This is a genomic window from Zobellia nedashkovskayae (assembly GCF_015330125.1).
Taxonomy (GTDB): domain Bacteria; phylum Bacteroidota; class Bacteroidia; order Flavobacteriales; family Flavobacteriaceae; genus Zobellia; species Zobellia nedashkovskayae.
Genome location: NZ_JADDXR010000002.1, coordinates 4,921,651 through 4,937,885, shown reverse-complemented (window position 1 = coordinate 4,937,885; position 16,235 = coordinate 4,921,651). Strand labels below are relative to the sequence as shown.

The window sequence follows — 16,235 nt, the reverse complement described above, 5'->3', positions numbered from 1 at the left end:
CCCCTTTCCATTCCGAACAGGGAAGTTAAGCCCGCTAGCGCCGATGGTACTGCCAACAGGTGGGAGAGTAGGAAGCCGCCTTACTTCGAGGTCCCGATCAGTTCATTCTGATCGGGACCTTTTTTTTTATCCCAAATACACGATTGCCCTCCAACTTTTCTTCTTTTATCACTTCCGTTGCTATGGAGTTCTACGGATAGATGTATATTATAACGGTCTTGACAGAAATTTAATTAAACAGATATAGTACCAAATTTTTAAAAGCTATTTCTTAAGGCAGATATAGGATAGGAAGTATTCAGTAATTTGGGTAATGTCAGATATTGATGACTTTTAGGTTGAATAAAAGAGTCTTGGATGATTCAGGAGAATATTTAGCATTCCAAAATTGGTCAAAAAGTGGCTATTGTTTTTTTAAAAACTCTTTAATTTGAATTTTTGTTTCAGGTTGGTTTTATTTTGAATTTGTTTAACTGACCGGAAATTTTTTGACAAGTACCGTTGCTATATATAAGTTTTCGGTATAACCATTCATTACTATCAAATTTTTCATTTTAGGATATAAGTGCTACTAATTAGATCAAAAGTTATGCATGTTTATATGAGTATTACATAAATTTGGTTTCAAACTAAACCAAATGAAGATAAGAATACCTATTTTATTGATTGGACTATTGTTGTTTTCATGTGTCGAAAAAGGTGAAAAAGAAATAGTTAGCAGTCAGGTTTCAATAGTATACTCATTACCCTTTCAAACTCTTGACTTAAATAATCTAGATGAGTTTCAGAATACTACCGCTAACTGGCAGATAGTAGAAGGTGTTACCATAGACCGCACCAAAGACAAAACATTAATTACCACAGAGGGTAAAGGAGAACTTGTAAACATTCCCCAGAAGGATGTAAAAGAACAAATTCTTACTAATTTTGATCATGGGGATATAGAATTGGAGGTCGATGTTATGATGCCTAAGGGTTCCAATTCAGGTTTATATTTCCAAAGTCGTTATGAAGTTCAGCTTTATGATAGTTGGCAAGTGTCCGAACCTTCATATGTAGATATGGGTGGTATTTATCAGCGTTGGGATAAAACCAAAGAAAAGGGAAAAGAAGGATATGAGGGTCATGCTCCGCAAATTAATGCATCAAAATCTCCTGGGTTATGGCAACACTTTAGAATTATTTTTCATGCACCCAATTTTGATACTTCTGGGTTTAAAACTAAAAATGCCGAGTTTAAGGAAGTATGGTTAAATGGCGTACTTATTCATGAAAATGTTGAAGTTTCTGGTCCTACACGAGGAGGTGCTGCGGATGAAGTTGCATTGGCTCCATTAATGATTCAGGGTGATCATGGTCCCGTTGTGTTTAAAAATTTCAAATACAAATTGTTTGATCAAACTAGACTTTCTTTTCGTGACACGAAAATGAAAGAATTTAAGTATGCTGGGGTAGATTTACCTAATGTTGATTCCCTAACGCCTATCCGGGAAGTTATCACTGATTCTATTTCAGCAGCTATGGTAGTTGGAGATAAGGTTACTCGCATTCTTGATTATAAAGGTCAGCTTGTTGTGCCAACATCTGGGGACTATCTATTTGATTTTCGTTTGAACCAAGGCGGTGGTTTATTAATCATAGATAATGATACTTTGGTAAATAGGGACGGTAATTTTGTTAATGATGATGAAGGTCTCGCTAAAGTTTTATTAGAAAAAGGAGAAGCACCTTTTAGGCTGATATACAATAAACATAATCCTTGGGCAATTGGTTTTAGTTTATATGCAGAAGGACCGGGTATAGAAAACAATCCGCTACATGCTCCAAGTTCATTTAATTCAGATAATGGTAATAGCAACGGAGGAATTATATTAGAGCCAACTAATAAGGCAGTTACCCAACGTAGTTTTATGATGCACAAGGGAGAAAAACGAACGCATGTAATATCCGTTGGTACACCAGAAAAAATTAACTATGCCTATGATTTGGCTACAGGTTGTTTGTTAAAGCTTTGGAGCGGTGAGTTCTTAGATGCAACACAAATGTGGCATTCTAGAGGAACTCGTCAACTTGGTGTAGCCGTGGGTTTTGTCATAGAACTGTCTGGTAATCCAGATTTTTCGGTTTTAAGTGCTGATGATGCTAAATGGCCTTGTGTATTGAGTGAAGTTGATTTGCAATCATCTGAGGGTTATGAGCTAGACGAAAACGGTATTCCTCATTTTATTAGAAAAATGGGCTCTAGAAGTATTGACGATGTTATTGTTCCCGTTGAAAACCAACGTAAACTTAAACGTACAATTGTCTTTAAAGGAGAAGGGATTATTTGGCATAAAATAGCATCGGGTGAATCTATAAAAAATTTACCCGATGGTTCTTATATAATAAATGATGAGAGTTACTTTGTTGACTTTTCTAATTGTAGTTTGTCTCCGGTAATTCGCAGTGTGGATGGAAAAGAAGAGATGCTGGTGAAGATTCCCGCAGGAGAACAAAAGATTGAATATAGTATCATTTGGTAAAAGAAGAACATGCAGACTTTATATAGAATATTATTTTTTTCATCCCTATTTCTTATTTCTCAATTCGGCTCGGCGCAATCGGCCATGGCCAAAAAAGAGGCTCAGTATTACAGTATTGTGGATGTTCCCATACCCAATGATGTGATGTTAGAAGTTGGTGGTTTGACCTTGACAGATGAGGATAAGCTTGGTGTTGCGACAAGAAGAGGAGAGGTATGGGTTATTGACAAACCTTACGGTAATTCACCAGACTACACTAGATTCGCTAGTGGTATGCACGAAGCCTTAGGTTTAAATTATAAGGATAAGAGCTTTTATTTAGCTCAGAGAGGTGAGTTGACTAGACTTGACGACAAAGATAATAACGGCATTGCAGATGTGTATAAAACTATTTATTCATGGCCATTATCAGGTAATTATCATGACTATTCTTATGGTCCCAAGTTTACTGAAAATGGAGATATGTTGGTAACGTTGAATCTCTCTTGGATAGGTCACGGAGCTAGTTTGGTTAAATGGAGAGGATGGATGTTAAGGATTACTCCTGAAGGGGAGATGACTCCGATTGCCACAGGCTTGCGGTCTCCTTCTGGCTTTGTAATTAATACGGAAGGTGATGTTTTCTATTCTGAAAACCAAGGGGATTGGGTTGGCTCTGGTCGAATAACGCATCTAGAGAAAGGTGATTTTGCAGGAAATCCGGAAGGTTTGGTATGGACGGATGACCCTAAATCGCCATTAAAACTTAAAAAAGAAGATATAGAAGAGCAATCTGGTCTAACTCTTTATGAATATGCAAAAAAAGTCCCTGAATTGAAAGTTCCTGCCATTTGGTTACCACACACTATTTTGGGTATTTCTACTTCAGATATGATTTATGATACTACAAAAGGCAAATTTGGACCTTTTGAAGGGCAAATGTTCGTTGGTGATCAAGGCCATAGTAAGATTATGCGTGTTTATATGGAAAAGGTAAACGGTATTTATCAAGGCGCAGTTTTTCCTTTTGTAGAGGGATTTTCTTCGGGAATTCTGAGAATGTTGTGGGGTAGTGACAACAGTATGTTTGTTGGTATGACCAGTAGAGGGTGGTCATCTACCGGTAAAAAAATGTTCGGACTACAGAGGTTAAAGTGGAGCGGTAAAGTTCCATTTGAAGTTAAAACAATAAAGGCTGAAGATGATGGGTTCTTTTTAGAATTTACAAAGCCCATAAATAAAAAGATGGGAGGAGATATATCTAGCTATCAGATAACAACATTTAATTATTTGTACCATAATACCTACGGAAGTCCTATTGTTGATCAACAGAAAGCTGTGGTAACAAATGCGGATGTTTCAGATGATGGGCTATCTGTTAAATTGACTGCAAATGGCATGCGTCTGGGGTTTATTCATCAATTGAAAATTCCAGAATTAAAAGCTAATAGTGGGGAGAAGCTTTTACACGATATTGGATACTATACATTAAATGAAGTTCCAGGAGGTACATTGAAATCAATTCCAATTGAGAATACATATGGAAAGGATGGATTGGTACAGACCAAAAGAGTAAATGAAATGCCTTTGACATGGGTAAACGGACCAGATGAAGAAATAGTAATTAGTACAAAACCAGGTTTAAAATACGATATAGCAGAGCTTAAGCTGCAAAGAAAATCCAAAGTTGCAATTACATTTAGTAATAATGATGATATGCTCCATAATTTAGTAATAACGGATCGTGGTAAAGAATCTGTAGATAAAGTTGGAGATTTGGCGCTACATTTAGGGTTGGACGGTGCAGATTTAAATTATGTTCCAGATACTGATTTGGTACTTGCTCATACAGGAATAGTGCAGCCAGAAACAGATGAGACAATTTATTTTGATGTTCCTAAATTTGCAGGAGAATACTGTATTGTTTGTACCTTTCCAGGACATTCGGCTTCAATGAGGATAAAACTTATTGTAGAGTAATTAAGTTTTGAATGTGCTTGTTGATTTACTTGCATGAACGAAAAAATAGCATTTACAAAAGAAGAAAAATTCAACACTTTTTCCCATGGTGTAGGGGTATTATTGGCGTTGATAGGGATGATATTATTGCTGGTTAAAAACGTCAATAAATCACCTTATTCAATATTCTCTATTTTACTTTATTCTTTTACCCTAATTTCTATGTTTGGGGTTTCTACAGTCTATCACCTTACTACTAATCCAAGGTTAAAGAGTGAATTACGGGTTGTTGATCATATAAATATCTATTTTTTAATAGCAGGAACATACACGCCTATAGCTCTGATTACATTATACAATGGAAACGGTTGGAATATTTTCTACGCCATTTGGGGTATTGCTTTTGTGGGTACTTTATTCAAGTTATTTTATACTGGTAAATATGAATTTCAATCCTTATTGTTTTATGTGGCAATGGGATGGTTGATTGTATTGGATTATGAAAATCTTCTTAACAGTATGTCACCTCTAGGAATTTGGTTGTTGCTTCTTGGAGGGCTCTTTTATACCTTTGGAATTCTCTTTTATGCGTGGAAGCGAATACCATTTAATCATTTCATATGGCATCTTTTTGTTTTAGCTGGTGCTGGTTTTCATTGGTTTCTCACGTATTTGATTGTTGTTTAATGTATATTTAAACGATATAATTATAGCATAAAGATTTTGTGTAGAATGAAGTATTTTAAATACCCTGTTTTCCTTGGGACTCTCCTTATTTTATTGACCAACTGTAACACTTCTTATGATGAACCCCGTATTTCTTTAAAAGGTTATGAGGTAGAATCGGGTTTTGAACTAGACGTTATAGCATCAGAACCACTTTTAAAAGCTCCTGTTCAAATTGATTTTGATTCTAAAGGCCGAATTTGGGTTGCCGAGATGTCAGGGTTTATGCAAGATATTGCCGGTACTGATGAGGATTTACCATCTGGTGCAATCAAAATTTTGGAAGATAAGGATGAAGATGGAGTAATGGATCATGCCAAAATATTTATCGATAGTTTAGTTATGCCAAGGGCATTGACTTTAGTTTATGGAGGGTTGTTATATGCAGAACCACCTAACTTATATTTTGTAGAGATTGATAAAAATGATAGACCTCAAAACCGGGTTTTAGTAGATTCTCTTTATGCTCTTGAAGGTAATCCGGAACACCAACCGAACGGTTTAGAATTAAATATTGATAATTGGATTTATAATGCAGGCTCTCATTTTAGATATCAACGTAAAAATGGAAATTGGATTAAGGAGCCTACGACACATCGTGGGCAATGGGGTATGTCTCATGACAATTTGGGTAGATTGTATTATAACAACAACTCTACTCAGCTGTTGGGGGATTATATTTTACCAAATCGGATGATTCGTAATGAATTTTTACAACCTCAAAAAGGTGTGAATCAAAAACTTAGTAAAGACCAAAGAGTTTATCCGTTACATGCTGCTAAAGTCAATCGTGGTTATGTAGAGGGAGTGTTAGATAAGGATAGTCTTTTACTGGAAGTAACAGCTGCTTGTGGGCCTTTGGTGTATAGAGGAGGAGTTTTTTCAGAGGAATATGAGCAAAATGTCTTCGTTTGTATTCCAGAGATTAATGCCGTCAAAAGAAATATATTAACGTTTTATGGGGATTCTATAACAGGACAACAGGCTTGGCATGATAAAGAATTTTTAGCCAGTACGGATGAAGGTTTTCGCCCAGTTAATTTGTCAACCTCACCGGATGGTAGTATGTATGTAATAGATATGCATAGAGGAATAATACAACATCACGCCTTTCTAAGTCCGTATTTGAAAAAACTCTCAAAACAAATGCAGTTGGATACGTTGATTAATTTTGGACGCATTCTACGAGTGGGAAAAAAATCTATCGAAAAATTTAGTGTACCGGACCTAGATAAAGTATCCTCTAACGAACTTGTTGAGTTATTAAAGCACAAGAATGGTTATATCAGAGATCAGGCACAACATCGATTGGTTTATAAGGAAGAAGTTAGTGTTGTAACGGAACTTCAGCAGTTAGCACAAAATATTGAATATCCAATAGCCCAAATGCACGCTCTTAATACGCTCAATGGTATAGGGACAGGTTTGTCTTTTGATTTATTATTGAATATTGCGGAAAAAAGTAATGTGGATGTTATTTGTCATGTACTTGTACTTCTTGAAGACTATGTTACTATAGAAAATAAGGAAAAAGCAAGGCAACTATTTAGAAATCTAATTAAGAAAGAAAGTAATGGTGTTGATTTGTATTTAGCAACAGTATTGGGCAAGTGGTCTATCGTTTCAAAAGATGACTTTAATCCTATTATAAAAAGATTAGTTGAAAGACATGAGAATAGCCAGTTAATTACAGAAGCACTGTTAAGTGGCATGTCTCTATTGAATGAAGATGTATTAACTGATTTGAATAAGACTATTATAGAAGATAGTTTGTTTCAAGAACAATTTTCGAAAAATATTAAACGTAAAGAAGAAAATAAAAAAAATTCTATTTACGTCAGTATGGGAGCAAATGAAGATTCTCGAACAAAAGGAGCTAAATTATATCGAAAAATTTGTGCAGCCTGCCATCTGGTTAATGGAACGGGCGCAGAAGAATTGGCCCCACCTCTAGTTGGATCAGAACACATACTTCCTCCTGAAAAGTTAACAATGATAATATTACACGGTCTTAAGGGGCCTATTGAGGTAGCTGGTAAAATATATAATTTAAACCATGCTATGCCTGGATTAAATACTAATGAATCTTTAAGTGATAAAGATATTTCATCCATCATTTCTTATGTTACAAATGCTTTTTCTAAAAACCCCTCAGGCTTTAGTCCTGAAAAAGTGAAAGAACTCAGAGAATTGAAAAGCAAAAATGGATCAGAGTATACTCTGGAAGAACTTGAGGAAAAGTTAGATTCTTTAAGTAAATAACTGTTTTATATCTTGTAAAGGTGTATTAGCGTTATTACACGAATAATAAAAAAATATTAGCGGTTAAATTCAGATAGTTGGAATTAACAAATTATTCTAAGAAATAGATTTTAGTTTAATTAATGCTTTCCGTTACAGAACCTTCTGGTGCTTTAAAAATAGATTGGTCCGGTATTTTATTCAGAAACTGGATATCGCTAAAAAGACGAATATGTTTTGTGCTTTTTCCTAACTTTCCGTCTTTCCATTCAAAATTCTCCAATTTTGTTGGCATCATAATACCTTGTACTTCTTTATATTCTGAATATGTTTTAGCAGAATTTATTTGTGCGTTTTCTTTCTTAAAATAGGAGACTGAATAGGTGAGTATCTCCAGCCTAAAAGTTTCGGGGTTTAAATATAGATAGTATACATCTTCAGGAGAAAGACCTATTTCCGAGCCAAAAGTAATTTTTAAAGTCTCGTAATTTTTACCGTTTATTACGGAGGTTCCTTCATCTGTAGCGACTACTCCCGCATCTTTCAATAAAAAGGGAACTCCTAAAAAATAAAAATCTAGGTTATAATAAAACGCAGCGGATTTCCCTGGAATTTTAGAAGCATCTGGTTTTGCCCAGGCTACTTTTCCATCAAAGCCTACTTCGTAATCGTTAGATTTTAAGTAGGCTCTGCGGTCTTTTATATTGGTAAGTTGATAAACTGTCTCACCGTCTTCTTCTAAATTATAAGAAATACCGGTAAACGACCTCCATTTTTGAATGCCTCCATGTGCATTTATACATTTGTCTAACAGGCTCGTGCCTTTGGTTATTGAAGATGTTACGGAAGAATCTAAAATTTTACTATTAGGCTTCTGTTTTGTCTCTTTACATGAGATTAGTAAACAGAGAAATAATGCTATAATAGAAATGTGGTTCGTTTTCAAATTGCTGTTTCTAGCAAAACTACTTCAACCCAATCTATTTTCCTATTGGCGAGTCGTCACATTTTAAATCGCCTACTACATATTGCAACCCATCTAAGAAAAATTGAAGCAACTCTGGATGGTCTAAACTCTGGGCATTATGAGATGGAGAACTATAAAAGACACGTCCCTTCCCGTGCCGTTTTATCCAAGAAACATAGTTGATTTTTTCGTCTACTTCCTTCCTCATGTCTACCAACTTATCTATTTCAATATAAAGCAATGGTCTAAAATTATAATCAAAATATGCATTGTTGAAAAAATAAGGTTCATCAACATGTGTAAGTCCATTTCCTTTAAATGCCTGTACTAAAGGATGCATGGGGTCTACCTCCTTAACATGCATTTCTTGTGGTTTAGGATGGTAATCAAAGCTGCCGCCCGTCATTTTGCTAAACTCTTTAGAATTGTTTTGAACGGTAATAGCACCATGCAATATCATTAATCCGCCGCCTTTAGCCACGTAATTCATGATGTTCGTTTCATATTGTTTTGATAATGCTGCTATATCATTGTCAGGAAGATTGGTGTTCATGTGCAATAAATCCCAAAATAAATCCCTTTTTGGTCCGGAAGGATTACAGTTATTGAAAACGATTGCATCATATTTTTTAAGGTTCTTTTTATCAAAACTCTCAATGTCATACCCAACATGTATTTCAAAAGCATTCGATTTTTTTCCTATTATTTTCAACATTTCCACATTATGAGGAATAGTCCAATGGTCAAATCCCGTTGGCTTTGAGAAGACTAGTATTTTCTTTTTGGACACATTTTTAACGGTAGTTTCAGAGGGAGCTAACTGTTCTATTTTAGCAAGCCATTCTTCTGTAATTTTAAATTCTTCAATTTGCTGAGAAAAAATGAAACCAGTAACAAATAAAAATAGGATGGTAATGTTCTTTTTCATCGGTGATAATTGTGTTTTAGAGTCTTGTAGATTCTCTTTTAATTAATTTATGTTTAATGAGGATTTGGTCTGCAGATTGGATGTTGATAGAACCACTAAGGTGACTGATGATGCTCTCTCCTGCTAGAATACCCATTTTGTAACCGGGATATTCAATAGTTGTTAAATTGGGTGATATTACTTCGGAAACAGGGTCATTGTTAAACCCGATAACTTTGATGTCTTCTGGTACTCTGTAGCCTTCTTTCTTTAACCCTAGTATACATTGTACGGCAAAAGTGTCGTTCGATACAAAAATACCATCCACTTTATGTTCTGAATTTTTTATTCGGTCAACAAATGTTTTTACGTTCTCTATACTAAGGTCACTCTCATAGAGGTTTTCTTTTCTGAACGGTATATCATTTTTATATAAGGCTCTTTGATAACCATCATATCTATCTGAATAAACATTACGTTTAAGACTTCCGCTTATATGTACAATATTTTTACATCCTTGTTCAATGAGGTGTTGTGTAGCATCAAAACCTGCGGCATGATTATCTATAGAAATAGTAGGACAGTTGGGCAAATCACACACTCTATCAAAAAATAAGAGCGGAATCTTCCTGTCCGTATAAGTGGTAAAGTGGTCAAAGTTTTCAGTTTCGTATGCCAGTGAAACAAGTAGAGCATCCACGCCACTATCAAAAAGGGTTTTTGCGTTAAGTTTTTCTTTTTCTTCAGATTCTAAAGATTGACTAATTATTAGGTTGTACCCAACATCATTTGCAATCTTTTCAATACCGGACAAAACCGTAGACATAAAGTTAGAATTCAACTTAGGAACAATAACTCCAATTGTATTAGATTTTTGTTTGCTCAGATTCGCCGCAAACTTATTCATCCTGTAGCCGGTTTCTTTTGCTACTAATAATACTTTGTCTTTTGTCTTCTGACTAATTGCCGGATGATCATTTAGACTTCTGCTGACGGTGGCTGGAGAGATGTTAAGTTTCTGTGCCAAGTCATATATAGTTATTTTTTTTGCCATTTCACTAGTGCAATTTTAGTGCAACAATATTACGTAACAAATTGAAATATACAAGACTAATTTTTAATTTATTGCATTTTTAAATCTTATTTAATGTGTTTGTCTCTGTTTTGGATGATAAAATTGAGTAATTGTCAATTTTTATGTAATTAATTTACGCAATCGGTTGCGTAATTCGTAATATTTTATAGTTTTGTTGTAATTCAACCAGATTTAACTAATCCAACTCAATTTAATTTACTCTTTATGAAACAACTATTAAGCGATTTTAAGCTATTTAAGCGAACGTCACTTCTCTGAACACTCTTGTAATATTGTTCACTAGTGGCAGTAGCTAAAAAAGACTTCACCGTGACGGGTACCTTGATTGACGATTTTAACATACCATTGCCCAGAGCTTTTGTAGTGGAGAAGGGTACTACTAACGGGGTGTCTACAAATTTTGATGGTACTTTAAATGCAGAGGAGGCAGAAGCGTACTGGCAGTCGTTCGCAAAACAGAACCAAATAGAATTAATCAATAAATAGAAATACCGAATACCACAATGGAAAGAAGAAAATTTATAAACAGAACAGCTTTAAGTACTGCCGCTTTGGTGGGGTTTCCTAGCATTGTACCTGCCCATGTTTTGGGAAAAAATGCTCCAAGTAATAAAATAAACATTGGTCAGATTGGTTGTGGCCGTATTGCCAGAAGCCATGATATTCATGATACAATCAGGTTTGATCAAGCCAACTATTTGGCAGTTTGTGATGTTGACTCAAAAAGAGCGGATGATGCCAAACTTTTGGTTGATGGCTTCTACCAGAAAAAAACAGGGAAGGCTAAATATGACCGAACCAAGTTATATGATGATTACAGAGAAATGCTTTTGAACAAAGATATTGATGCTGTAGTTATTAGTACTCCGGACCATTGGCATTCGCAACCTGCTATGGAAGCTGCTTTCGCAGGTAAAGATATTTACGTGCAAAAACCTACATCCTTAACGGTAAGGGAAGGTCAGCAGTTAAGAGATGTTGTTCAGAAAACAGGTGCCATTTTACAAGTAGGTACACAACAACGTGCTATGCCCCAATTTAGAATTGCGGCAGAATTAGTAAGAAACGGAAGAATAGGAAAAATTCATACCGTAAAAATAGGGTTACCCGGTGATCCTGCAGGTCCTGTAGCTCCAGAGATGCCCATACCTTCTAATCTTAATTTTGATATGTGGTTAGGATCTACTCCAGAAGTTCCTTATACGGAAATTGGCGTACATCCGCAGGAAGGATATGACCGTCCAGGCTGGTTGCGTTCTCGTAATTATGGTGCTGGTATGATTACCGGTTGGGGACAGCACCATTATGATTCTGCCGCTTGGGGTATGAATACAGAATTGGGAGGACCTATATCTGTTGAGGCCTTAGCAGAATTCCCAAAATTGGGTTTGTGGAACGTACACGGAGATTTCTTTGTGAAGCATGAATATGATAATGGTATTACGGTTTACACTAGTGGAGGCTATACCAACGGAATTCGTTACGAAGGCTCAGATGGATGGATTTTTGTCTCTCGTGGCTCGTATCAAGCTTCGGCTACAGACCCAGTGGATAAAGAGAAGAGTAGTAAAGCGTTAAACGCTTCGGATCCTAAAATTTTAGAATCCGTAATTGGTGAAAATGAAATACACCTTGAAAAAATTGATGATCAGCATGGCAACTGGTTAGATTGTATAAAGACCAGAAAAGCTCCAATTTCACCTATTGAAAAAGGTCATAAAGCCTGTACTGTCTGTCTAATAAGCGATATCGCTATGCAGTTTGATAGAAAACTGGAGTGGGATTATAACAAAGAAGTATTTATAAATGATGACGAAGCGAATGCCATGTTACATCGTGAGCAAAGAAAACCTTATGGAACGGATTACGTAAAGTCTTAAAGCTTTAAAAAGCCCGTTTATTATGAATGGGCTTTTTAAAATATCCTTAAGGTTTTTATGAAATAGAAGTGAAAGGTGTCTAAACGGGTTTTTCGGTTTAGGCCTAAGATAAAACGCTAATCAAATGAAAAATAAAATTCCATTTTTACTTTTGCTACTTTGCATTGCGTGTGGCGAAAAAAAAACTGATACCAAAATGGTGGAAGCAAAGACAACAAACAAAGTGAAGTTAATGACCTTAAATCCAGGACATTTTCATGCTGCTTTGGTTCATAAAACCATGTATCCTCAAGTAGACTCTACTATATACCTTTTCGCCCCAAATGGTCCCGAAGTACAGGATTTTTTAACTAAGATAAACTCCTATAATTCTCGTGAAAAGCTACCTACAGCTTGGAAAGTTGAAAAACATTTAGGTAATGATTACCTCAAAAAAATGATTGCCGATAAACCCGGTAACGTTATGATCGTTGCCGGTAAGAACAGTAAAAAAATAGATTATGTTCTTGAGGCGGTAAAAGCTGGGCTTAATGTCTATGCAGATAAGCCTTTGGTGATTAATCCAGATGGATTTAAGAAACTGCAACAAGCTTTTGAGATAGCCGAAAAGAATGGGGTTTTGATTTATGATATCATGACGGAACGTTTTGAGTCTACTACTTTAATGCAGAAAACTTTTTCAGATTTGCCAGAGATATTTGGAGAATTAATTGATGGTACACCAGATGAACCTGCAATCATTAAAGAGAGTGTACATCATTTTTTTAAGTATGTTTCCGGTCAGCCGTTGGTGCGTCCGGCTTGGTTTTTTGATGTAAACGAAGAAGGAGAAGGCATCGTAGATGTTACAACTCACTTGGTGGATTTGGTGCAATGGGAAGCTTTTCCTAATCAAGTTATCGATACCAACAACATAGAAATGGTAAAAGCCAAACGTTGGCCTACTGTACTTACTACAGACGAGTTTCAAAAAGTTACTGGGTTAGACAGTTACCCTGATTATTTGAAAAAAGATATAAAGGATGATAATCTGAACATATTCTGTAATGGAGAAATGGTTTACAAAATAAACGGGAAACATGCTAAAGTTTCTGTGATATGGAACTACCAAGCTCCTGAGGGCACAGGCGATACGCATTACAGTATTATGCGAGGCACTAAAAGTGACTTGATTATTAAACAGGGAGAAGAAGAAGGTTATAAACCCACTTTATATATAACACCAAAACAACAACAGGGGTTTGAAGGACTATTGAATAAAGCGATTGAGGGTAAAATAGCAACTCAATTTTCGGGTACGACCATGAAGAAAATGAATGATGGTAGTTATAAAATTAATATACCGGATTCATTTAAAATTGGTCATGAAGCTCATTTTGGACAGGTAACCGAAAATTATTTAAAGTACTTGGAAGCTGGTGAGCTTCCTGAATGGGAAGTACCCAATATGATAAGTAAATATTATACAACAACTAAAGCTTACGAACTAGCCAAGAAAAAGTAGATATGAACGACCTTTTTCAATTAAAAGATAAAACAATTGCCCTTTCCGGAGGGACCGGAGTTTTGGGTGGTTCTATTGCTGAATATTTGGTTAAAAATGGTGCTAGAGTAATACTCCTTGGCAGATTGGCAGATAAGTTAGATGACAAAAGAAATATGCTAAACCGTATTTCTAACAATAGTACGGTCTCTTATGTTGTAGACGTAATGGAAGAAAAGGAATTGGTTTCCTTGCGAGAGCAAATAAAGGAAGCTCATGGTGCAATAGGTGGTCTAATTAACTTGGCTGGAGGGAATTTGCCAGGTGCAACACTGCGTCCCGATCAAACCGTTTTTGATATTTCTTTGGAGGATACAAAACAAGTAGTAGACCTTAATCTTTTTGGTAGTGTACTGCCAACTATTGTTCTAAGTCAATTAATGGCGGAGCAGGGGTATGGTTCCATCATAAATATATCTTCCATGGCATCAAAACAATCTATAACTCGGGTTTTGGGGTATTCTATGGCAAAAGCAGGTATTGATATTTTTACCAAGTGGATGGCAGAGGAATTGGCAACAAAATTCAGTGATAAGATTAGGGTAAATGCCATTGCTCCAGGTTTTTTTATTGGCAATCAGAATAGAAAAATATTAATAAACGAAGATGGTTCCCATACGGAGCGAAGCAAAAAAATACTAGCAAAAACACCTATGAATCGTTTTGGGGACGCCTCCGAATTAAACGGGATGGTACATTACCTTTTAAGTGAAGCCTCTTCATTTGTAACGGGAACAGTGTACGATGTAGATGGAGGTTTCAATTCTTTTGCGGGAGTATAAAATGGAAAAATTGAAAAAAACATACCGTTGGTTTGGTCCTGAATTTGGGGTTTCTTTAGCAGATATAGCTCAGCTGGGGGCAGATGGCATTGTCACAGCTTGCCATGGTGTTCCTACAGGTGAAGTTTGGCTTAATGAAACAATCGTAGCCATTAAAACACAAATAGAACAACACGGAATGGAGTGGTCCGTTGTGGAAAGTCTTAATATTCATAACGCTATTAAATACGGGCTTCCCAAAAGAGATAGGTATGTTGAAAATTATATTCAAACCCTAAAAAACTTAGCGAAGCAAAACATTAAAATTATTTGCTACAATTTCATGCCACTTATAGATTGGACACGTACCAATCTTGATTACCAATTACCAAACGGAACGTCTAGTTTACTTTATGATCCAATTGCCATTGCTGCTTTTGATATTTTTATATTAAAACGGGATAATGCTGCTGAGGTGTATGAAGAGAGTGTTGTACAAAATGCTAAAAAGCATTTTGTTAGTTTGTCTGACATAGAAAAACAGACGCTTGAAAATGCAATTTTAGCGGGTATACCGGGGAGTAAAGAACCGATTAAAATGTCAGTTTTTAGAAAGAATTTGGCGGTGGTAAGTCAAATTTCAAAAGACGAACTTAGAGAAAATTTGGTATACTTTCTTAAGTCGATATTGCCTGAGGCTGAAAAACTTGGTATTCACATGGCCATTCACCCAGATGACCCGCCTTTTTCTGTTTTTGGTATCCCTAGAATAACGTCAACCTATGAAGATTTAAAATTTATTCGTGATTGTTATCCTTCTACTAATAACGGTTTCACTTTTTGTTCGGGGTCATTGGGCGCTTCGTCCAATAATGATTTGGTCAAAATTATTGAAGATTTTGGAGACCGAATTCATTTTGTCCACTTAAGAAATGTACAGTTAAATGCCATGGGTAAATTTTATGAAGCAGAACATCTAAACGGTTCTGTGGTAATGGCAGACATTATGGAAGCTTTAATAAACGAGCAACTTAGAAGAAAAGGATTTGGCCGGACTGATGCTGCTATTCCTTTAAGGCCCGATCATGGCCATGTTTTGCTAGATGATAAAAAACGTCAGGGAGAATTTTACCCCGGCTATTCCATTATTGGTAGAGCGTTGGGTATGGCGCAGCTTACTGGACTAGAAAAAGGTATTCGGCATCAGATGAAACTAGATTGATTTTACTCTAAAATCTCTTTGAAATCTTCAAAAAACACTTCTACTTGCCCCATTTGTTGGCTTAGAAAAATCATGGTTTCTTGCCAGGTATTTTTATTGTGGATAGACACGTTTTCAAGGGTCACGTAAATTCTTGATATTTCTTTTCCGTTGGATAGAAAAAAAATCTCGTCAAAAATGGCTTTGGGAAGGTATTCTTCAGATTGAAGAAGAGACTGTAGCGATTGAAATTTCTCCCAAAGGGTAATACGTCTCTCTAGGTCTTCCGTTTCAATATCTATGGAGACCATTGCTTTTTTTAGGTCAAAATGAAATTTGAATACAAGGGCCTTTACTTTGGTATTATAAAGTATCCATTTTCTAGGATAGGATTTACCAAAAGCAATCCAGAAGTCTTCGCGTAGTTTTTTTGATTCGGCTTTACTGAACATT

At 35.9% G+C, this 16,235-nt stretch carries 13 protein-coding genes and 1 rRNA gene; 10 read left to right on the top strand and 4 right to left on the bottom strand.

All coding sequences use genetic code 11. The annotated features are described in order from the left end of the window. The 5 genes from rrf to IWB64_RS20350 all read left to right on the top strand — a co-directional run. A 5S ribosomal RNA gene (gene rrf, locus IWB64_RS20370) occupies positions 1-84 on the top strand; the annotation flags it as partial. Positions 85-638: 554 nt separating this feature from the next. Next, a complete protein-coding gene (locus IWB64_RS20365; protein ID WP_194535761.1) occupies positions 639-2,522 on the top strand; it encodes a 3-keto-disaccharide hydrolase in 1,884 nt (627 codons plus the stop codon). Between the two features lie 9 nt (positions 2,523-2,531). Next, a complete protein-coding gene (locus IWB64_RS20360) occupies positions 2,532-4,481 on the top strand; it encodes a sulfocyanin-like copper-binding protein (protein WP_194535760.1) in 1,950 nt (649 codons plus the stop codon). Positions 4,482-4,514: 33 nt separating this feature from the next. Beyond that, positions 4,515-5,147: a PAQR family membrane homeostasis protein TrhA gene (gene trhA, locus IWB64_RS20355; RefSeq protein WP_194535759.1), complete on the top strand. Its 633-nt coding sequence runs from the start codon at positions 4,515-4,517 to the stop codon at positions 5,145-5,147. 45 nt (positions 5,148-5,192) lie between these two features. Continuing rightward, positions 5,193-7,448: a DUF7133 domain-containing protein gene (locus tag IWB64_RS20350; RefSeq protein WP_194535758.1), complete on the top strand. Its 2,256-nt coding sequence runs from the start codon at positions 5,193-5,195 to the stop codon at positions 7,446-7,448. Between the two features lie 115 nt (positions 7,449-7,563). On the opposite strand, the gene IWB64_RS20345 is transcribed toward IWB64_RS20350, so the two are convergent. From IWB64_RS20345 to IWB64_RS20335, 3 genes are read right to left on the bottom strand one after another with little or no spacing between them, the layout of a single operon-like run. Further along, on the bottom strand, positions 7,564-8,373 hold the full coding sequence (locus tag IWB64_RS20345) for a DUF6503 family protein (protein ID WP_194535757.1): 810 nt from the start codon (positions 8,371-8,373) through the stop codon (positions 7,564-7,566). 34 nt (positions 8,374-8,407) lie between these two features. Then, positions 8,408-9,322: a ThuA domain-containing protein gene (locus tag IWB64_RS20340; protein WP_194535756.1), complete on the bottom strand. Its 915-nt coding sequence runs from the start codon at positions 9,320-9,322 to the stop codon at positions 8,408-8,410. Between the two features lie 16 nt (positions 9,323-9,338). Further along, complete coding sequence (locus tag IWB64_RS20335) at positions 9,339-10,355, bottom strand: LacI family DNA-binding transcriptional regulator (protein ID WP_194535755.1); 1,017 nt, start codon at positions 10,353-10,355, stop codon at positions 9,339-9,341. A gap of 324 nt (positions 10,356-10,679) precedes the next feature. On the opposite strand from IWB64_RS20335, the gene IWB64_RS20330 reads away from it, so the two are divergent. The 5 genes from IWB64_RS20330 (at position 10,680) to uxuA (ending at position 15,803) form a co-directional block, all read left to right on the top strand. After that, on the top strand, positions 10,680-10,883 hold the full coding sequence (locus IWB64_RS20330) for a hypothetical protein (protein ID WP_194535754.1): 204 nt from the start codon (positions 10,680-10,682) through the stop codon (positions 10,881-10,883). 17 nt (positions 10,884-10,900) lie between these two features. After that, complete coding sequence (locus tag IWB64_RS20325) at positions 10,901-12,277, top strand: Gfo/Idh/MocA family protein (protein ID WP_194535753.1); 1,377 nt, start codon at positions 10,901-10,903, stop codon at positions 12,275-12,277. Between the two features lie 124 nt (positions 12,278-12,401). Further along, entirely contained in the window at positions 12,402-13,781 is a 1,380-nt protein-coding gene (locus tag IWB64_RS20320) for a putative oxidoreductase C-terminal domain-containing protein (protein ID WP_194535752.1), read from the top strand. Between the two features lie 2 nt (positions 13,782-13,783). Next, positions 13,784-14,602 (top strand): SDR family oxidoreductase, encoded by an 819-nt coding sequence (locus IWB64_RS20315; RefSeq protein WP_194535751.1) that lies wholly within the window; start codon positions 13,784-13,786, stop codon positions 14,600-14,602. Position 14,603: 1 nt separating this feature from the next. Beyond that, complete coding sequence (gene uxuA / locus IWB64_RS20310; RefSeq protein ID WP_194535750.1) at positions 14,604-15,803, top strand: mannonate dehydratase; 1,200 nt, start codon at positions 14,604-14,606, stop codon at positions 15,801-15,803. Between the two features lie 2 nt (positions 15,804-15,805). Here the strand turns inward: uxuA and IWB64_RS20305 are convergent, their stop codons facing one another. After that, positions 15,806-16,234 carry a DUF4268 domain-containing protein gene (locus IWB64_RS20305; RefSeq protein WP_194535749.1) on the bottom strand — a complete coding sequence of 143 codons (429 nt, stop codon included), beginning with the start codon at positions 16,232-16,234 and terminating at the stop codon, positions 15,806-15,808. Position 16,235: the final 1 nt, after the last annotated feature.